16 protein-coding genes and 1 riboswitch are annotated in these 18,136 nt (G+C 73.8%); of the genes, 15 read left to right on the top strand and 1 reads right to left on the bottom strand.

Annotated features, from left to right (window positions below; all coding sequences use genetic code 11):
- Positions 1-6 precede the first annotated feature (6 nt).
- From fmt to M4486_RS05490, 7 genes are all read left to right on the top strand, one after another.
- Positions 7-999, top strand: a complete 993-nt coding sequence (fmt, locus tag M4486_RS05460; RefSeq protein ID WP_249480163.1) for a methionyl-tRNA formyltransferase — start codon at positions 7-9, stop codon at positions 997-999.
- Complete coding sequence (locus M4486_RS05465; protein WP_249480164.1) at positions 996-2,639, top strand: RsmB/NOP family class I SAM-dependent RNA methyltransferase; 1,644 nt, start codon at positions 996-998, stop codon at positions 2,637-2,639. Before fmt ends, M4486_RS05465 begins: the two co-directional genes overlap by 4 nt.
- Positions 2,636-3,313, top strand: a complete 678-nt coding sequence (gene rpe, locus M4486_RS05470; protein ID WP_283257960.1) for a ribulose-phosphate 3-epimerase — start codon at positions 2,636-2,638, stop codon at positions 3,311-3,313. The genes M4486_RS05465 and rpe overlap by 4 nt, the downstream gene beginning before the upstream one ends.
- A gap of 131 nt (positions 3,314-3,444) precedes the next feature.
- Positions 3,445-3,573, top strand: a riboswitch (FMN riboswitch).
- A gap of 90 nt (positions 3,574-3,663) precedes the next feature.
- On the top strand, positions 3,664-4,371 hold the full coding sequence (gene pnuC, locus M4486_RS05475) for a nicotinamide riboside transporter PnuC (protein WP_249480165.1): 708 nt from the start codon (positions 3,664-3,666) through the stop codon (positions 4,369-4,371).
- A 66-nt stretch (positions 4,372-4,437) separates the two neighbouring features.
- Positions 4,438-4,701 carry a phosphoribosyl-ATP diphosphatase gene (locus M4486_RS05480; RefSeq protein ID WP_152352942.1) on the top strand — a complete coding sequence of 88 codons (264 nt, stop codon included), beginning with the start codon at positions 4,438-4,440 and terminating at the stop codon, positions 4,699-4,701.
- A gap of 70 nt (positions 4,702-4,771) precedes the next feature.
- Positions 4,772-5,629, top strand: coding sequence for an ATP phosphoribosyltransferase (gene hisG / locus M4486_RS05485; protein WP_249480166.1), 858 nt, complete (start codon positions 4,772-4,774; stop codon positions 5,627-5,629).
- 4 nt (positions 5,630-5,633) lie between these two features.
- Positions 5,634-6,101 carry a PH domain-containing protein gene (locus M4486_RS05490; RefSeq protein WP_249480167.1) on the top strand — a complete coding sequence of 156 codons (468 nt, stop codon included), beginning with the start codon at positions 5,634-5,636 and terminating at the stop codon, positions 6,099-6,101.
- Between the two features lie 41 nt (positions 6,102-6,142).
- On the opposite strand, the gene M4486_RS05495 is transcribed toward M4486_RS05490, so the two are convergent.
- Positions 6,143-7,315 carry a DUF3866 family protein gene (locus tag M4486_RS05495; RefSeq protein ID WP_249480168.1) on the bottom strand — a complete coding sequence of 391 codons (1,173 nt, stop codon included), beginning with the start codon at positions 7,313-7,315 and terminating at the stop codon, positions 6,143-6,145.
- A 37-nt stretch (positions 7,316-7,352) separates the two neighbouring features.
- Between M4486_RS05495 and M4486_RS05500 the strand changes: the two genes are divergently transcribed.
- The 8 genes from M4486_RS05500 to M4486_RS05535 all read left to right on the top strand — a co-directional run bounded on the left by M4486_RS05500 (position 7,353) and on the right by M4486_RS05535 (position 18,136).
- Positions 7,353-9,374, top strand: coding sequence for a WYL domain-containing transcriptional regulator (locus M4486_RS05500; protein ID WP_249480169.1), 2,022 nt, complete (start codon positions 7,353-7,355; stop codon positions 9,372-9,374).
- A 133-nt stretch (positions 9,375-9,507) separates the two neighbouring features.
- Positions 9,508-9,870, top strand: a complete 363-nt coding sequence (tatA, locus tag M4486_RS05505; protein ID WP_249480170.1) for a Sec-independent protein translocase subunit TatA — start codon at positions 9,508-9,510, stop codon at positions 9,868-9,870.
- A gap of 118 nt (positions 9,871-9,988) precedes the next feature.
- On the top strand, positions 9,989-10,930 hold the full coding sequence (gene tatC, locus M4486_RS05510; RefSeq protein ID WP_249480171.1) for a twin-arginine translocase subunit TatC: 942 nt from the start codon (positions 9,989-9,991) through the stop codon (positions 10,928-10,930).
- Positions 10,927-11,877 carry a diacylglycerol/lipid kinase family protein gene (locus M4486_RS05515; protein WP_249480172.1) on the top strand — a complete coding sequence of 317 codons (951 nt, stop codon included), beginning with the start codon at positions 10,927-10,929 and terminating at the stop codon, positions 11,875-11,877. The genes tatC and M4486_RS05515 overlap by 4 nt, the downstream gene beginning before the upstream one ends.
- Complete coding sequence (locus M4486_RS05520) at positions 11,877-14,837, top strand: DEAD/DEAH box helicase (protein ID WP_249481074.1); 2,961 nt, start codon at positions 11,877-11,879, stop codon at positions 14,835-14,837. Before M4486_RS05515 ends, M4486_RS05520 begins: the two co-directional genes overlap by 1 nt.
- A gap of 85 nt (positions 14,838-14,922) precedes the next feature.
- Complete coding sequence (locus tag M4486_RS05525) at positions 14,923-15,690, top strand: amidohydrolase family protein (RefSeq protein ID WP_249480173.1); 768 nt, start codon at positions 14,923-14,925, stop codon at positions 15,688-15,690.
- On the top strand, positions 15,690-17,354 hold the full coding sequence (gene lnt, locus M4486_RS05530; RefSeq protein WP_249480174.1) for an apolipoprotein N-acyltransferase: 1,665 nt from the start codon (positions 15,690-15,692) through the stop codon (positions 17,352-17,354). Before M4486_RS05525 ends, lnt begins: the two co-directional genes overlap by 1 nt.
- Positions 17,351-18,136 carry a polyprenol monophosphomannose synthase gene (locus M4486_RS05535; protein ID WP_249480175.1) on the top strand — a complete coding sequence of 262 codons (786 nt, stop codon included), beginning with the start codon at positions 17,351-17,353 and terminating at the stop codon, positions 18,134-18,136. Before lnt ends, M4486_RS05535 begins: the two co-directional genes overlap by 4 nt.

Below are 18,136 nucleotides of genomic sequence, written 5' to 3' on the forward strand. Positions count from 1 at the left end.
CTGATCATGCGCATCCTCTTCGCCGGCACCCCTGAGGTCGCCGTCCCCTCGCTCCGCGCGCTCCTCGACTCGCCCCACGAGGTCGTCGCCGTGCTCACCCGCCCCGACGCCCCCTCGGGACGCGGCCGGGCCCTGCGGCCGAGCCCCGTCCGCGTCCTCGCCGAGGAGGCGGGCGTCCCCGTCCTCACCCCGGACTCGCTGCGCGGGGAGGACGTCCTCTCGCAGCTGCGCGACCTGGACGTCGAGGCGGCGGCCGTCGTCGCCTACGGGAACCTGGTCCCTCCGGCCGCGCTCGCGATCCCCCCGCGCGGCTGGGTGAACCTGCACTTCTCGCTGCTCCCCGCCTGGCGCGGAGCGGCCCCCGCCCAGCGCGCGGTGCTCGCCGGGCAGGAGAGCACCGGCATGACCACCTTCCTGCTCGAGAAGGGCATGGACACCGGGCCCGTGCTCGCGACCCGGGACGTCGCCATCGACCCCTTCGAGACCGCCGGATCCCTCCTGGACCGGATGGCGGTCGACGGCGCTCCGCTCCTGGTCGAGACCCTCGACGCCCTCGCCGACGGCACCGCCCGCCCGGTCCCGCAGAGCGAGGAGGGCGCGACCCGCGCAGCCAAGCTCACGCCCGCCGAGGCCGAGCTCGACCTCAGTCTCCCCGCCCCCGAGGTCTCCGCCCGCATCCGCGGCATGAGCCCGCACCCCGGAGCGTGGACCACCTGGGAGGGCGAGCGGATGAAGGTGCTGAGCGTCGAGCCCTTGCGCGCCGAGGCCCCGCCCCTGGCGCCCGGCCGGCTGCACGCCACGCGCCGGCAGCTGCTGATCGGCACCGGCAGCGAGCCCCTCGCCCTGGCCCAGCTCGCCCCCGCCGGGCGTCGCGCCATGCGCGCGGCGGACTGGGCGCGCGGCGCGGGCCTCGCCGAGGGCGCCGCCTTCGGCGCCGCAGACCATTCCGCTGACGATCCCGCCGAGCGTCCCGCCGACGAGCAGGAGAGCACCCGATGAACCCGCACCAGGACCAGGGACGGGGCCGGCCCGACAACCGGGACCGGCGTGACCACGGCGATCGCCGGGACGACCGGCGCGACGGCCACCACGGCGCCGGGCGCGACGCCAAGGGCCGCGAGCGCTCCGGGTCCCGCGGGCGGGGAGGCCCCCGCCGCGGATGGTCCCAGGAGCGCCCGTCCGAGCGCCGCCGCAGCACCACGAGCTCCCGCACCGTCGCCTACGACGCCCTGCGCGCCGTCCACGAGGACGACGCCTACGCGAATCTCACCCTCCCGCACCAGCTGCGCCGCGCCCGCCTGCACGGTCGCGACGCCGCGTTCACGACCGAGCTGTTCTACGGCACCCTGCGCGCCCAGGGCCGCCTGGACGCGATCCTCGCGCTGTGCATCGACCGTCCCCTCGACGACGTCGAGGAGGCGGTGCGCGACGTGCTGCGGCTCGGCGCGTACCAGCTGCTGGACATGAGCGTCGCCCCGCACGCCGCGACCTCCGAGACCGTGGCCCTCGCCCGCTCCCGGGTGGGCGCGGGCGCCGCGAGCTTCGTCAACGCCGTGCTGCGCCGGGTCGGGGAGAAGGACCTGCCGACCTGGGTCGCCGAGGCCGCCCCGGACCGCGAGCAGGACGAGATCGGGCACCTGGCCGTCGCCCACTCGCATCCCGTGTGGATGGTGCGCGCCCTCTCCGACGCCCTGGCCGCCCACGGCCGGGACCGCTCCGAGATCGACGACCTGCTGGCCGCGCAGAACGCCGCGCCCTCGGTCTCCCTGGTCATGCGCCCCGGTCTCACCGATCCCGAGGAGCTCGCCGCCGCGGGCGCCGAGCCCGGTCGCCTCAGCGTCTTCGCCGCCTCCTGGCCCGGCGGCGACCCGGGCGGTGCCGCTCCCGTCGCCGAGGGGCGCGCCGCCGTCCAGGACGAGGGCTCCCAGCTGATGGCACTCGCCCTGGGCCTCGGCGCCGACGACCTCGTTCAGGGGCCCGACCTCCACTGGCTCGACCTCTGCTCGGGCCCCGGCGGCAAGACGGCCCTGCTCGCAGGGCTCGCCCTCGAGCGCGACGCCGATCTGCTCGCGATCGAGCTGCAGCCCCACCGCGTCGACCTCGTGCGCCGCGCGATCGCGACGCTCGTCGAGGCGGGCGCCGAGACCGAGGTCCGCGAGGGCGACGGCACGAAGGTCGGCGCCGAGATGCCCGGTCGCTTCTCGCGCGTGCTGGCCGACGTGCCGTGCACCGGCATGGGAGCGCTGCGCCGTCGGCCGGAGTCGCGCTGGCGCCGCAGCCCGGGGGACGTCGGCTCGATGGGCCGCGTGCAGCGGGACCTGCTGGCCAGCGCCCTGGACGCGGCCGGCCCCGGGGGAGTGATCGCCTATGTGACCTGCTCGCCGCACGTCGCCGAGACCCTGCTCGTGGTCAAGGACGTGCTGCGTCGCCGCGACGACGTCGAGCAGCTCGACGCCCGCCCCGCCGTCCGCGCGGGGCTGCTCCCCGAGGCGCTCGAGGGGACGGAGCTCGGCGAGGGCCCGAGCGTGCAGCTGTGGCCGCACGTGCACGGCACCGACGCGATGTTCCTGGCACTCCTGCGCCGCCTGCCCGAGACCCCTGAGCCCGCAGACACCTCCGAGGAGAGGACGCACCCGTGACCTACTCGACCGATTCCGCCTTCATCCACCCCAGCATTCTCAACGCCGACTTCATGCGCATCGGCGAGGAGCTCGATCGCATCGCCAGCGCCGACAGCGTCCACGTCGACATCATGGACGGCCACTTCGTCCCGAACATCACCTTCGGCGTGGACATGGTCTCCCAGATCGTCCGCCACGGCCCGATCCCGGTGGACGCCCACCTCATGATCGAGGACGCCGACCGCGAGGCCCCCGCCTACGCCGAGGCCGGCGCCGATTCGGTGACCTTCCACCTCGAGGCCGCGAGCGCCCCCATCCGCCTGGCCCGCGAGCTGCGTGCGAAGAACGCCCGCGCCGGGGTCGCCCTGCGCCCGGCGACGCCCGTCGAGCCGCTGCTGGACATCATCGGCGAGTTCGACATGCTCCTGCTGATGACCGTCGAGCCCGGCTTCGGCGGCCAGAGCTTCCTGGAGACCATGCTCCCGAAGATCCGCCGTGCCCGGAAGGCGATCAGCGACGCGCACCTGGAGGTCTCGATCCAGGTCGACGGGGGAGTGAACCGCGAGACCATCGAGCGCTGCGCCGAGGCGGGGGCCAACGTGTTCGTCGCCGGCTCCGCCATCTACCGCGCGCAGGACGCGGCCTCCGAGATCGACGCCCTGCGCACGCTGGCGAGCAGCCACGGCCACTGAGCGCAGGAGCCCGGCCCCGCCCCCGGGCGCTCCTGGGGAGCGACCGCGCAGCGTGAACGCAGATGTCCTGCGGGACACACCGGAACCCGCCGTGACCTGGGAACGGGCTAGAGTCTCCTCGTCACCACGGTGACGTGCTCCGGGGTCGGTGGAAATCCGAGCCGGCGGTCATAGTCCGCGACCCGTCCCGCCCGTGCAGGACGGTGGAGCCGGTGGAACTCCGGCACCGACAGTCACAGCCTGGATGAGAGGCGCACGTCCTGCATGCCGCGGCCCGGCGCATCCGGGCGCGCGCCCGCCTGCCGGACCCCGCTCCCCGCGCTCGTCGCCCCGAGCGGAAGGCAGTGGTCATGGGAGTCATCGAGTGGCTCTTCAACGCGAAGATCGAGTTCGCCGGAGGGCAGTTCCTGCTCTGGCGCGAGGTCGTGGGCAACGTGTTCGGGCTCCTCAGCGCCCTCGGCGGCATGCGCCGGAAGGTCTGGGCGTGGCCCATCGGCATCATCGGCAACCTGCTGCTGCTCACCGTGTTCCTCGGCAGCGTGTTCGGCACCCCGAACCCCGTCGACCTCCTGGGCCAGGCCGGCCGTCAGGTGATGTTCATCGTCACCAGCATCTACGGCTGGTGGCGCTGGCACTCCGCGCGCACCGGCGGGGGCACCGCCGTCGAGCCCCGATGGGCCGGATGGGGGACGCGCGCCCTGCTCGTCGTGGTCCTCGTCGGCGGCACCGCCGCGCTCACGCCGCTGTTCCGCGCGCTCGGCTCCTACGAGCCGGTCTGGGCCGACGCCTGGATCTTCATGGGCAGCCTCCTGGCGACCTTCGGCATGGCCAAGGGCTGGGTCGAGTTCTGGCTGATCTGGGTCGCGGTCGACGTGGTCGGCGTGCCCCTGCTGTTCTCCGCCGGCTACTACGCGAGCGGTCTCATGTACGTCTTCTACGGGCTGTTCACCCTCACCGGGTTCTTCGTCTGGTGGCGCGTGCGGACCCGCGAGGACCGCGCGGTGACCGTCGAGACCGCCCATCTGGATCCCACCGTCGGCCGACGCCGGCGGCCGTGACCGCACGCCGCGGCCGCCGCTGAGATGGCGGGCCCCGACACCGCCGACGACCGATACCCTGGTGCCGTGAAGGATTTCGAGTCGCTGCACGCCGAGCTGACCCAGAAGGCCGCCGATCGCCCCGAGGGGTCCGGCACGGTCGCCGAGCTGGACGCCGGCGTGCATGCCATCGGCAAGAAGATCGTCGAGGAGGCCGCCGAGGTCTGGATGGCCTGCGAGCACGAGTCGCACGAGGCCGCCGCCGAGGAGATCTCCCAGCTCCTCTACCACCTCCAGGTGATGATGATCGCCAAGGACATCACGCTCGAGGACGTCTACCGACATCTGTGACGGGCCGCCCCGCATCTCCGTCCCGCAGACCGCCCTGTCCTCCCGCCGCCCCTCCGCCGAAGGGAATCCCGTGCTCCGCATCGCCGTGCCCAACAAGGGCGCCCTGTCCGAACCCGCCGCCGCCCTGCTCTCCGAGGCGGGCTACCGCCGCCGCGGCACCGCCAAGGAGCTCGTCCTGGTCGACGAGCCCAACAACGTCGAGCTCTTCTTCCTGCGCCCCCGCGACATCGCGGTCTACGTGGGATCGGGGACCGTGGACGTCGGCATCACCGGGCAGGACATGCTCGCCGACTCGCGCACCGCGGCCGAGGTGATCCTGCCCCTGGGCTTCGCGCACTCCACCTTCCGCTTCGCCGCCCAGGCGGGCGAGGAGCGCGACCTCGGCGGACTCGCGGGCGCGCGCATCGCGACCTCGTACGAGAACCTCGTCGAGGACCACCTCGCCCAGCACGGCGTGGAGGCGACGGTGGTCCACCTCGACGGCGCCGTGGAGAGCTCGATCCGCCTGGGCGTCGCCGACGTCATCGCGGACGTGGTCGAGACCGGCACCACCCTGCGCCAGGCGGGGCTCTCCGTCTTCGGCGACCCCATCATGACCAGCCAGGCCGTGCTCTTCTCCCGGCCCGGGCTCACGCTGGACGACGACGCCGCGCACACCCTCGAGGTGCTCGTGCGCCGCGTCCGCGGCGTCCTCGTCGCGCGGGAGTACGTGCTCATCGACTACGACATCCCCACCGAGAAGCTCGAGGGCGCGGTCGCTGTCACCCCGGGCTTCGAGGCGCCCACGGTGTCCGAGCTGCACCGCAGCGGATGGTCCGCCGTGCGCTCGATGGTCGCTGTCTCCGAGACCAACCAGGTCATGGACGCGCTGTACGAGGCGGGCGCCCGCGCGATCCTCGTCACCGCGATCCAGGCCTGCCGGATGTGAGCGCATGAGCATCAGCGCGCCCGACGGGCCCGAGGGCACGGTCGTCCTGCGGCCGCGGGTGACGCGCGTCGTCGCCTACGTGATCGGCTCCGTGGTGATGCTCGCCGCGATCGGCCTGTCCCTCCTCACCCACTTCGGGTTCGCGGACACCGTCGGCTTCCTCGCCTTCGGCCTGGCCGTGCTCTGGTTCTGCCACCGCGAGGGCTCCGTGCGCGCGACCGCGCACGCCGACAGGCTCGTGGTGCGGAACCTCATGGCGACGCGCGAGCTCGAGTGGGCGGAGATCATCGGCGTGGTCTTCCCGCCCGGTGACCCGTGGGCGAAGCTCGATCTGGCCGACGGCGACACGCTCTCGGTGATGGCCGTGCAGCGCACCGACGGCGAGAAGGGCATGACGGCGGCGCGCCGCCTCGCCGGCATGATCGCCGCGCGCTCGGGTGCCGAGGGCCCCGAGGGCTCCGCGAAGGGCTGACCCTCTCCCGAAGCGCTCTGCGGCGCGGACCTCGGTGAGCCTCAGCGGCCGGCAGGGTCCGCGAGCCGGGCCGCGTGGCGGCCGGCGGCGGCCGCGAAGAGGAAGGGCCACGGGTCCTCCTCCATCCCGCGTCCCATCGTCCTCAGGCCGACGGGGGAGTCGTCGAGCGCCTCGCGCAGGCCCGCCCGCGGGACGTCCATGATGCGGTGCCCGACCCCTCGCGTCAGGGCGGGCTCGACTACGCCGCTTTCCAGCTGTTGCCTCACGTACTGCGTGAAAGCTCTGTCCTCGGGATCGGTATCGGGGTCGGATTCCGCGGCGAGCACGGGCACGTCGGCCGCGGCCAGCGCTGCCCGCCCCAGCAGGGTGAGGCTGTGGTGGGACGCCCCGTGGTGGCGGGAGCGGGCGTCGGCCCCGGAGACCCGCAGCGCGGCGACGGGTCGGCCGCCCAGCACCGCGGCGGCATGGAGCCCCTCGGCGGCCTGGATCCCGGAGAAGCCCCAGTCGGTGCCGGTCCCGAGGTTCCCCGGCCCCTGCGCGAGCACCACCACGTCGGCCCCGCAGACGGCCTTCGCGCCGAGCAGCGCGGTGTGCACGGTCACGGCCTCGAGGTCCCCGCCGAAGGCCTGGCCGGCGCTGATGCAGGCGACGAGGTCCCCGGTCTCGCGCAGGCGTGCGACCGTGCGCGAATAGGCGGCGGGGAGCGCCGCGCCGTCGCTCATCACGTAGACGATCCGCGCCTCCGGCGCCTGGGCGCGCACACCGGCGACGACCGCGGGCAGGGCGGAGTGGAGGTCCGCGAGCACCACCGGCATGCCGCCCAGGCCGTGCGTCGCCTCGAGGGCCGCGCGGTGGGGGGAACCGGGATCGTCGAGCGCGTCGACGAGGGTCTGCATCGGGGTGTAGCGAGCCTTGACCATGTGGCCCGTCGGCTGCTGCGCCTCCGGGAGCTCCCCGGTGCGGGCGACCACGAGCGCCTGGCCGCCGGTGCCGAGTCCGCGCCGCAGCGCATTGGCGTTCAGCAGCACCTCCTCGCCCTCGGCGACCTCCCCGACGAGCTCGGGATAGGACAGGGCCGGCACGGTGCTCGGACCGTCCGTCGACGCCTCACCCTCCGATTCCACGGGCTCATCGCTCCGGGAGACCCGGAGCATCTGGACGCCCCGCCAGGGCGCGCTCACCTCGAGGACACGCCCTCGCTCCCACTGCAGCATGCGGCCAGCGTAGCGAGTGGGCGGATACGGTGGTGCGGTGGCTGCTCGAGGTGTGGAACGACTGCTCAACGTCATCATGACCATCGGGTCACGGTCCCGGATCGACCGTGCCCAGCTGTTCGACGTCATCCCCGACTACGCGAACGCCGAGAGCGCTGACGCGGCGGAGAAGATGTTCGAGCGGGACAAGACCGCGATCCTCGAGCTCGGGCTGCCCCTGGTCTCGGAGCGGGACCCGTGGGACGAGTCGCGCGTGCTCTACCGGATCGCCGGCGGCGAGGGCGGAGCCCTCGACGTGACGCCCGAGGAGTACACGGTGCTCCTCGCCGCGAGCCGCGCCTGGGACGACGCCGCCGCCGGGGGAGCGGCGCGCCGCGTGCGCGCGAAGCTGCTGAGCCTGGGCATCGAGGCCGATCCCGACCTCCTGCGCCGCACGCCCCGCGGCGCGCTCGAGTCGCTGCCCGTGCTCACGCCGCTGCTCGAGGCCGTCACCCAGCGCCGACGGGTCGTCTTCTCCTACCGCACCGCCGACGGGCGCCTGGCCGAGCGCACGGTCGAGCCCTGGGTCGTCGCCGTCCACGAGGGCCGCTGGTACCTGTGGGGGCACGACGCGGACCGCGATGCCCCTCGGCTGTTCCGCGCCTCCCGCATCGAGACCTATCCGCGCGTGAAGGGGCGGGCGAGCGCCGAGCGGCCCGCCCGCACCTCGATCGAGGAGGCCCTGCACCGCTCCGACTCGGCGAGCGAGCAGTCCGCGGCCCGCCTGGCCGTCGAGCCCTTCAAGGCGCTCGCGCTGCGCGACCGCCTCGGCGCCCCGCTCGACGCGCCCGAGCTCGTGCTGTCCGAGGCCGCCCGCACCCAGGTGCGGCGCCTCGTCCTCGCCGAGTCCCGCTGGATCGCGCTGCTCGAGCCCGCGCCCTGGCGCCGCGAGCTCGCAGGGATCTTCACCCAGATCGCCCGCAGCCACGAGGACGCGCCCGATCTGGCCGCCCTGGAGCGCGCGAGCGTGCGCAGCGGTCCGCGCATCCGCGTGAGCGCGAGCGGCACCGACCATCTCTCGCGACTCATCGGCGAGGCCTCCTACGTGCTCAGCCGCGGCGAGGTCGAGCTCGAGCAGGTCGCCGAGGAGTTCGCCGTCTCCACCGAGCAGGTCATCGAGGACCTCCAGGTGCTGTTCGTGTGCGGGGACCTCGGCACCGGCTGGGAGGATCTCATCGAGGCCGAATGGGACTCGGGCCTCGTGCGCGTGCGCAACGCCGACGCCCTGCGCCGGCCCCTGCAGCTCAGCGTGCCCGAGACCACCGCCCTGCTCGCGGGCCTGGCGACCCTCGATCCCGCCGCCGGTTCCGAGGCGGCCCTCGTGGAGTCGTCCCGCCGCAAGCTCTCCGCCCACCTGGGCGAGGGCGACGAAAGCACGGGCGAGACCGCCGACGCCCCTGACGCCCCCGCCGTTCCCGCGGGGGCGCAGGACCCGTCCGTCCCCGGGTCCGACCGCCGCACCGCGGTGCTCGACGCCGTGCAGGACGCGATCGGCGCGCAGGGGCCGCTGGTCATCCGCTACTCGCCTCCTGCCGCGCCCGGCACCACGGTGCGACGCATCCATCCGCTCGAGCTGCTCACCGTCGGCTCCCGCACCTACGTGCGCGCGGCCTGCGAGCTGGCGGGGGAGGAGCGCCGCTTCCGCCTCGACCGCATCGTGGAGATCCTCGACGAGGATGCGCCGCTCTCCCGTCCGCGGGCCGAGAGCACGGCCCGGGATCCCGCCTCCTCCGCGGTCCCCGCCACGCGCAGCGGCCGGGTCGACGGCCATGTCTGGCTGCGCGTGGAGGCCGGCGGCCTCTGGATCGCGGAGGCCTTCGAGGCCGAGGAGATCCGCGACCTCGAAGGGGGCAGCGTCTTCGCCCGGCTCGGCAGTCCCGTGCGGGCGGCCCTCGTGGACGCGGTCATCGAGGCGGCCGGAGCGGCCGAGGTGCTCTCGCCGCGCGAGGTGAGAGATGAGATCGTGACCATTTCCTGGGGCGGTGCTGAGCGTCACGCCGACGGGCAGTCGGTAGGCTGAACCCTCGAGCGTGCGCAGCGCCCTGGCGGCGTCGCCGCGGACTGCGCGTCCCCGCTCCACGGACTCCATACAGTCCCGCTGTGGGACGATACTGAGGCCGCCTCCCGCCGCGGCCCCGACGAAAGGAAAGACCATGGGTGCGATCAAGCCCTGGCACATCATCATCCTCGTCCTGGTGGTGCTGCTTCTCTTCGGTGCGGGCAAGCTCCCGAGCCTGGCCCGCAACGTGGGCAAGTCGATGCGCATCTTCAAGAGCGAGGTCGACGAGCTGCGCGGGGACGAGGCCGAGGACGAGCAGGACGAGGAGCCCCGCGATCGGCGCGACCGCTCGAGCCGCGACCGTCGGGACGAGCGGGATGCGCGCGGCTCCGCCGACGCGCGTGACGAGCGCTCCGGGCGCGACGACCGGGACCGGACCTACGATCCGCGCGACGAGCGAGACCGCGACGCGGTGCGCGCACAGGACCGGCCCGAGGACGATTACCGTCGCGACTGAGCTCCTGCTCTCCTCGCTGTCTCCCCGCGGCTCCCGCTCCCAGCGCGAGCCCGCATGATCTGACGGGTCCGGGCGTCCCAGGCGCCCGGACCCTCGATGCCGGAAGGACGAATCGCCCGTGGCGCAGAACCAGACCTCCGACGAGGCCGCCGAGCCCGCGAAGGCTCGCCGGGGCCGCGGCTCGTCGAAGTCGTCGGCGAAGACGAGGCGTCGTCGCGATCCCGAGGGCCGCATGGCCCTCAACGAGCACCTCATCGAGCTGCGCAACCGCCTGGTGATCTGCGCGGTCGCGATCCTCCTCCTCTCCGTCGTCGGCTGGTTCGCCTTCGATTTCGTGTACTCCTTCCTGCAGCGGCCGTTCAACGCGGCGAAGGTGCTGAACCCGAACCTCGACGCGCGGATCAGCTACACGAAGGCCGGGGACTTCCTCAGCACGAAGCTCCAGATCTCGGCGTACATCGGCCTGATCCTCTCCGCGCCCGTGGTGATCTACGAGATCTGGATGTTCCTCGTCCCGGGTCTGCACAAGACCGAGCGCCGCTACGCGATCGGCTTCTTCGGCTCCGCGATCCCGCTGTTCTTCATCGGCTGCGTGGCCGGCTACTGGATCATGGACAAGGCGATCCCGATCCTGCTGAGCTTCGCCCCGAACAGCGAGGCCGTCACCGCCAACCTGAACTTCGGCGACTACCTCAAGCTGTTCATCAAGACCATGCTGGCCTTCGGCGTCGCCTTCGACCTGCCCGTGGTCCTCGTGCTGCTGAACTTCCTGGGGATCCTCTCGGGCCGCAGCATGCTCAAGGCCTGGCGCTGGGTGGTCTTCCTCTGCTTCGCCTTCACGGCGGTCATGGTGCCCACGCCCGATCCGTTCACGATGATCGGGATGACCCTGCCGATGGTGGCCCTCTACTTCGCCGCCGTCGCCGTCAGCTTCTGGAACGACAGGCGCCGCGCCAAACGGGAGGGCGCCGAGCTCGACGACGAGCAGGCGAGCAGCATCGACGACGCCCCCGAGGCGATCGACGGGCCGTCGTCCCTCGACGAGGACGACGACCGGTGAGCCGCCTGCGGATCGGATTGCTGACGAATCCGTCCGCCGCCCACGGCGCCGCCCAGCGCACGGGGCGCCAGGTCGCCCACCTCCTGCGGATCGCCGGCATCTCCGTCGTCGAGCTCACCGCGTCCAGCGCGGCCGTCGCCCGCGCCCGCGCCATGGAGGTCCGCGAGACCCTCACGGCGCTCGTCGTCGTGGGAGGGGACGGCACCGTGGCGCTCGGCGCCGAGATCGTCGCGCACACCGCGGTGCGCCTCGGCGTCGTGCCCGCGGGGAGCGGCAACGACTTCGCGCGCGCACTGGGTCTGGAGGAGACCGATGTCGAGGCGTCCGTGCGCAACCTCCTGCACGCCCTCTCGCGGCCCGTGGTGACGATCGACGCCATCGAGCTGCGGGCGGACGTCGAGGACGGGCTTTCGGCCGGCGCTCCGACGATCGCCGTGGGCAACGTGTCGCTCGGCTTCGACGCGCTCGTGAACGCCCGCGCGAACTCCTCCCGGCTGTCGCCGCGCCTGCGCTACACGGGCGGGGTGATGCGCGAGCTGGCCTCGTTCCGGCCCTTCCCGTACTGGATCGAGGTCGACGGCGGCCCTCGCGAGGAGATCGACGCGAGCCTGATGACCCTGTGCAGCACGGGGATCTTCGGCGGCGGGATGCGCCTGGTGCCCGACGCCCGCGTCGACGACGGCCTGCTCGACCTCGCGATCGTCTCCGGCCTCGGTCGCGGCGGGCTCGTGCGCTTCTTCCCCCGGGTCTTCCGCGGTACCCACACGGACCTCTCCGTCTTCTCCGTGCGGCAGGTCCGCGAGATCCGGCTGGGCCTGCGGGAGCCGATGCTCCTGCGCGCCTTCGCCGACGGCGAGCCGCGCAGCCAGCTCCCCGTGCGCGCCCGGGTCCTCCCGGGGGCGGTGCGCATCCTCGCCGACCTCCCCCACGCGGAAGGGAGGGCATGATGAGCTCGCCCTCGGAGGCCTACGCCCGGTTCCGCGCGGAGCAGCGGCGCCAGGGGACCGAGCTCGCCGTGTTCCGCGAGCGCTTCGACTTCGCCCTCGACCCCTTCCAGGTCGACGGCTGCGAGGCCCTCGAGCACGGCGACTCCGTCCTCGTGGCGGCGCCCACGGGCGCCGGCAAGACCATCGTCGGCGAGTTCGCGGTCCACCTCGCCCTCTCCCAGGGGCGCAAGGTCTTCTACACGACCCCGATCAAGGCGCTGTCGAACCAGAAGCACGACGAGCTGCGCGCATGGCTCGGCCACGAGAGGGTCGGCCTGCTCACCGGCGACGTGAGCCTGCACCCCGAGGCCGACGTGGTCGTGATGACCACCGAGGTGCTGCGCAACATGCTCTATGCGGGCTCGCCGCTGCTCGAGGGCCTCGGCTTCGTCGTGATGGACGAGGTCCATTACCTCGCCGATCGACTGCGCGGACCGGTCTGGGAGGAGGTCATCATCCACCTCGACCGCTCCGTGCAGCTCGTCGCGCTCTCGGCCACCGTCTCGAACGCCGAGGAGTTCGGCACCTGGCTGCAGGAGGTGCGCGGGAGCACCGCGATCATCGTCTCGGAGACCCGCCCGGTGCCGCTGTGGCAGCACGTGCTCGTGGGGACCGAGCTCATGGACCTCTTCGTCGACGAGGACGGCGAGAGGGTCGTCTCCCACGGCCCGGGAGCCCGCGGTCGCAGCGAGATCAACCCCGACCTCGAGCAGGTCTCGTCGCTCTCGGCGCCGGTCGACGGCCGGCGCGGGGGAGCGCGCGGCGGCTCCGGCGGTCACCGAGGGCATGGAGAGCACGGCGGCGGAGGCCGCGCCGGCAGGGGCCACGGGGGCCGCGGGCGCAGCGACCGCCGGGGCACCCGCGGACGCCACCGCCCGCGCGGCCACGACCGGCACGGCGGCGACGGGCGTCACGGCGGGGACGGACACCGCGGCAGCAGCCGCGGCGAGACGGGCCACGCGCCGCACCTGCCGCGGCCGCCGCGGCAGTCGGAGATCGTCGCCATCCTGGACGACGAGGGCCTGCTGCCCGCGATCTTCTTCATCTTCTCCCGCGCCGGCTGCGACGCCTCCGTGCGCCGACTCGACCAGTCGCGCGTGCGCCTGACCACGGACTCCGAGCGGACCCGCATCCGCGCGATCCTCGACGAGCGCCTGTCCGTGATCGGCGTCGAGGACGAGCAGATCCTGCACCTGGCCCAGTTCCGCCGCGCCGCCGAGAACGGCTTCGCCGCCCACCACGCCGGCATGCTCCCGCTGCTGAAGGCCTGCGTCGAGGACCTCTTCGAGGAGGCCCTGATCAAGGTCGTCTTCGCCACCGAGACCCTCGCGCTCGGCATCAACATGCCCGCGCGCTCGGTCGTCCTGGACAAGCTCACGAAGTTCAACGGCGTCGAGCACGCCGACCTCACACCGGGGGAGTTCACGCAGCTCACCGGGCGGGCGGGCCGCCGCGGCATCGACGTGGAGGGTCACGCGATCGTCGTCGCCGCCCCCGGGTTCGACGCCTCGGCGGTGGCCTCCCTCGCCTCCCGACGGACCTTCCCGCTGCGCTCCGCCTTCCACCCGACGGCGAACATGGCCGTCAACCTGCTGAGCAGCTTCGATCTCGAGCAGGCCCGCGAGACCCTCGAGATGAGCTTCGCCCAGTTCCAGAGCGATCGCAGCGTGGTGGGTCTGGCCCGCCGCGCCCGCGAGCTCGAGGACACCGCCGCCTCCTACCGCGAGGCGGCGGTCTGCGAGCGCGGAGACCTGGGCGAGTACGCGGAGATCCGGCGCCGCATCACCGAGCGCGAGAAGACCCTCTCCCAGCGCCGCTCCGCCGGCGACCGCGATCGCACCCTGAGGGCGCTGCGCGCCCTGCGCCGCGGAGAGGTGATCGCCCTCCCGGGCGGCCGGCGCCAGGGGTACGCGGTCGTGCTCGACGTGGACCGCGAGGTCCTCGGCGGCCCGCAGGTCGACGTGCTCACGGCGGAGGGCCGCGTGCGCAGCCTCCGCCCCGGGGACGTGCCCAGCCCTCCCGCGGTCATCGACACCCTGCGCCTGCCGCGGCCCGACCGCATGGGGTCGGCGAAGGTCCGCAAGGACACCGCCGCCGCCCTGCGCGAGCGCCTGGCCGGGCACGACCACGACGCGCGCGCCGAGGTCCGTCGTCTCGCCGGGCGCACCCCGTCGACCGCCGCGGAGGATCCCGAGCTCATCGAGCTCCGCGAGCGGATGCGCGCCCACCCCTGCCACACGTGCCCCGAGCTCGAGGCCCATGAGCGGTGGCTGCAGCGCCTCGGCCGCGCCGAGAAGGACCTCGCCTCCGTGCAGCGGCGCATCGAGGGCCGCACCTCGTCGCTGGCCCGCCAGTTCGATCGCCTGATCGCCCTGCTCACCGAGCTCGGGCACCTCGCCGAGGCTCCCGACGGCGGCCTGCGGCCGACGGAGCGCGGCCTCCGCCTGCGCCGACTGTTCTCGGATCGCGACCTGCTGGTCGCCGAGTGCCTCGAGCGCGGCGCCTGGGACGAGCTGCGCCCGGCGGAGCTCGCCGCGATGGTCTCCGCCTGCACCTACGAGGCCCGGCGCGACTCCCCGCAGGCGCCCGAGCTGCCTCCCGGCGCCCGCTTCGACGCGTCCCTGGTCGCGACCGAGCGCGTGGCGAAGGACCTGCGCTCCGCCGAGGAGCGCCACGGCGTCGACCCGACGGCGGCGCCCGATCCGGCGATCAGCGCGATCATGCACCGCTGGGCGAGCGGCGAGCATCTCGCCGCCGCCCTCCAGGACGCGGATCTCACCCCGGGGGACTTCGTCCGCCACTGCCGGCAGGTCGTGGACCTGCTCGAGCAGCTCACCGACTCACCGCACGTCTCCCTCTCAGCCAGGGATGCCATAGTCGGCGTGCGCCGCGGTCTCGTCGCCCAGGAGATGGAGCGATGACCCCGCGCGGCGTCCGTCCCGCCAGCCCGCCGCCTCCGCCACGAGCCCGCCCGCTCCCACCACGTCCGCAAGGAGTACCCCGGTCATGACCGCGCCCGGCACCGATGCCCCGTCGACCTCCGCGCAGGACGAGGTGCTCTTCACCGGCGTCGTCGTCTACTCCACGCAGGATCCGGAGGCCTCCGCCGTCCTCGTCTCCGGGGGAGTGGTGGCATGGATCGGGCCGTCGGAGACCGCGGAAGGCCTCCACCCCCGCGCGCGCCGCATCAACGCGACCGGCTGCCTGCTCACCCCGGGATTCGTCGACTGCCTTCCCACGCCCGACGGCGCCGCCGTGGACGACGACTGGCGCGCCGCCGCGGCCTCCCGCGGCATCACCGGAGCCGTCCCCGGGAGCGCGGGGACGCGCGAGGGCATGCGCGTGCTGAGCCCCGTCGCCGAGCCGCTGCCGCTCAAGGACCTCAGTGCGCAGGGCGTCCCGCTGGCCTTCGGCTCGCTCGGGGCGGAGGACGCCCTGGACCCGTGGAGCTGGGTGCGCGCCGCCGCCCACGGCGGGGATCCCGCCCAGCGCATCAGCGACCGGGCAGCTTTCCTCGCCTCCACACGCGCGGGCCTGCGGCTGCTGGACGTGCCCCATCCCGGTGCCCTGAACCTCGGCGTCGAGGCGACGCTCGTGGTGTGGGAGCCCTGGGACTTCACCGTCCACTCCTCGGACATCCGCACCAACGCCTGGTCCGTCGACCCCCGTTCGCGCACCCCCATGCTCCCCGACCTCACCGAGGGCGCGCCGCGGGCGCTGCGCACGCTCGTGCGCGGGGAGATCGTCCACGACGTGCCGGGGGCCCTCGGCTGATGACACGGACCACGAGCGGGGCCCGCGGCGCCCACCCGGCGGTGCGGCGCGGCGTGCGCACCCCGCGCGACCAGGTGGCGCCCACGCCCGCGCTCGCGGCGCTCGTGCTGGGCGTCCTCGGCGGCCTCGGGGCCCTCGCCGCCTTCCCGCCCTACGACCTGTGGATGCTGCTGCCCTTCGCGATCGCCGCCCTCAACGCGTGCGTGCTCACGCGGCGCTGGCACGTCGCGGCCCTGGCCTCCCTGCTCTGGGGGCTCGCCTTCTTCGTCCCCCTGACCATCTGGGCGAAGACCTACGCGGGCCCCGCTCCGTGGCTCGCCCTCGGCGCCTTCGAGGCCCTCTACATCGTCCTCTACGGGCTCGCCGCGCGCGCCGTGCTGGTGCGCCGCGGCATCGGGCTGGGCTCCGGGATCGTGCTGGCCGCGCTCTGGGTGGCCGTCGAGACCCTGCGCTCGACCTTCCCCTGGGGCGGGCTGTCGTGGGGCTCGGTGGCCTTCGCCCTCAGCGATTCGCCGCTGCTGAACCTGGGCCCGTGGATCGGCACCGCCGGTCTGTCCTTCGTGGTCGCCCTACTGGCGCAGTTCCTGTGCGGGGGAGCGCTCGCCCTGCTGGGTCGGCGCCATCGCGGCGTCAGGGGGCTCAGCGGGGTGTGGCCGATGGCGACGGTCGTCGGCGTCGTCATCGGCACCATGGTGGTCCCGCTGCCCAAGAACCCCGCCCCGTCGGACGACGGCTCGATGACCATCGCGGGCGTCCAGGGCAACGTGCCGCCCATCGACCCGGAGAGCCTCGCCATGCCCTCCGAGATCTTCCCGAACCAGCTCACGGCCACGGCCGACGCCGTCCAGCAGGTGCGTGAGGACGGCGGGCAGCTGGACCTCGTGGTCTGGCCCGAGGACTCCACCGGCTGGGACCCGCGCGCGGACGCCTCCCGCGGCCAGGCGATCACCGCCGCCGCGCAGGACGCCCAGGCGCCGATCATGGTCGGCACCCAGACCCCCACGGACGACGGCGGCAGGTACAACAACTCTCTGCTGTGGACGACGGACGGCACCGTCGCCGGCGTCTACGCCAAGCGCCACCCGGTGCCCTTCGGCGAGTACATCCCCTACCGCTCGTTCTTCCGCACCCTGAGCGACAAGGTCGACCTCGTCTCCTCCGACATGAAGGCGGGCACGCAGCCGGGCGTCTTCGACGTCGACGGGCACGGCGTGGGCGTGCTCATCTGCTTCGAGATCGCTTACCAGGACCTCGTGGACGACGTCGTGGACGACGGCGCCCAGGTGATCGTGGTGCAGTCCAACAACGCCCTGTTCGGCGACTCCGACGAGGCGATCCAGCAGGTCGCGGAGTCGAAGGTGTTCGCGGTCGTCAGCGGCCGCAGCGTCGTGCACGTCTCGACCGTCGGCCAGAGCGCGATCTTCACCCCGGAGGGCCGCACCCTCGACTACCAGGACCACTGGACGCAGGGATCCGTGATCGGCGAGGTGCCGCTGCGCACCGGGACCACGCCGGCCGTCGCGGCCGGCCGCTGGCCGGAGATCGTGCTCTCCGCCCTCGCGATCGCGGGCGTGCTGTTCGCGGGCGCCGGCGGACGCCGGGCCGTCGCCCCCGCGGTGCGCCGTCGCGAGCGCGCCGCCGCGCGCGGCGGGAGCTCCCGGTGAGCGCCCGGGTCCTCGTCGTCATCCCGACCTACGACGAGCGCGAGACCCTGCCCTCGACCCTCGCGCGTCTGCGGGCGGCCGTCCCGGACGCCCACGTGCTCGTGGTCGACGACGCCTCCCCGGACGGCACCGGCGAGCTCGCCGAGACCCTCGCGCAGGACGACCCGCAGGTCGACGTCCTCCACCGCGCGGGCAAGGAGGGCCTCGGCCCCGCCTACCTCGCGGGCTTCCGCTGGGGGCTCGAGCGCGGCACCGAGGTGCTCGTGGAGATGGACGCCGACGCCTCCCACCGGCCCGAGCAGCTCCCGCGCCTCCTCGACGTGGTCGAGGGCGGGGCGGACCTCGCGATCGGCTCGCGATGGGTGCCGGGCGGACGCGTCCACGACTGGCCGCTGCGCCGCCTGCTGCTCTCCCGCGCCGCGAACGTCTACGCGCGCCTCGCCCTGGGTCTGCGGGTGCACGACGCCACCGCGGGCTTCCGCGCCTACCGCGCCCCGCTCGCGCGGATCCTGGTCGAGTCCGGACCCGCGTCCCAGGGCTACTGCTTCCAGGTCGACATGACGCGGCGCTCCGCGGCGCGCGGCGCCGTCGTCCGCGAGGTCCCCATCGACTTCGACGAGCGCACCGAGGGCGCCAGCAAGATGAGCTCGGCGATCGTGCGCGAAGCCCTCGTGAAGGTCACCTGGTGGGGGTTGCAGCGCCGCTCCCAGCAGCTCCTCACCCTGCTCCGATACCCTGGTCGCCACGCATCACGTGAGAGTTCGCTCCCGTCCGGCAGGTGA

The organism is Brachybacterium kimchii (assembly GCF_023373525.1).
Lineage (GTDB): Bacteria > Actinomycetota > Actinomycetes > Actinomycetales > Dermabacteraceae > Brachybacterium > Brachybacterium kimchii.

Excerpts from the sequence above, each read along its gene's own strand:
- fmt (WP_249480163.1), top strand. The coding sequence starts at position 7 with ATGCGCATCCTCTTCGCCGGCACCCCTGAGGTCGCCGTCCCCTCGCTC.
- M4486_RS05465 (WP_249480164.1), top strand. The coding sequence starts at position 996 with ATGAACCCGCACCAGGACCAGGGACGGGGCCGGCCCGACAACCGGGAC.
- pnuC (WP_249480165.1), top strand. The coding sequence starts at position 3,664 with ATGGGAGTCATCGAGTGGCTCTTCAACGCGAAGATCGAGTTCGCCGGA.
- M4486_RS05490 (WP_249480167.1), top strand. The coding sequence starts at position 5,634 with ATGAGCATCAGCGCGCCCGACGGGCCCGAGGGCACGGTCGTCCTGCGG.
- M4486_RS05495 (WP_249480168.1), bottom strand. The coding sequence starts at position 7,315 with ATGCTGCAGTGGGAGCGAGGGCGTGTCCTCGAGGTGAGCGCGCCCTGG.
- tatA (WP_249480170.1), top strand. The coding sequence starts at position 9,508 with ATGGGTGCGATCAAGCCCTGGCACATCATCATCCTCGTCCTGGTGGTG.
- M4486_RS05520 (WP_249481074.1), top strand. The coding sequence starts at position 11,877 with ATGAGCTCGCCCTCGGAGGCCTACGCCCGGTTCCGCGCGGAGCAGCGG.
- M4486_RS05525 (WP_249480173.1), top strand. The coding sequence starts at position 14,923 with ATGACCGCGCCCGGCACCGATGCCCCGTCGACCTCCGCGCAGGACGAG.
- lnt (WP_249480174.1), top strand. The coding sequence starts at position 15,690 with ATGACACGGACCACGAGCGGGGCCCGCGGCGCCCACCCGGCGGTGCGG.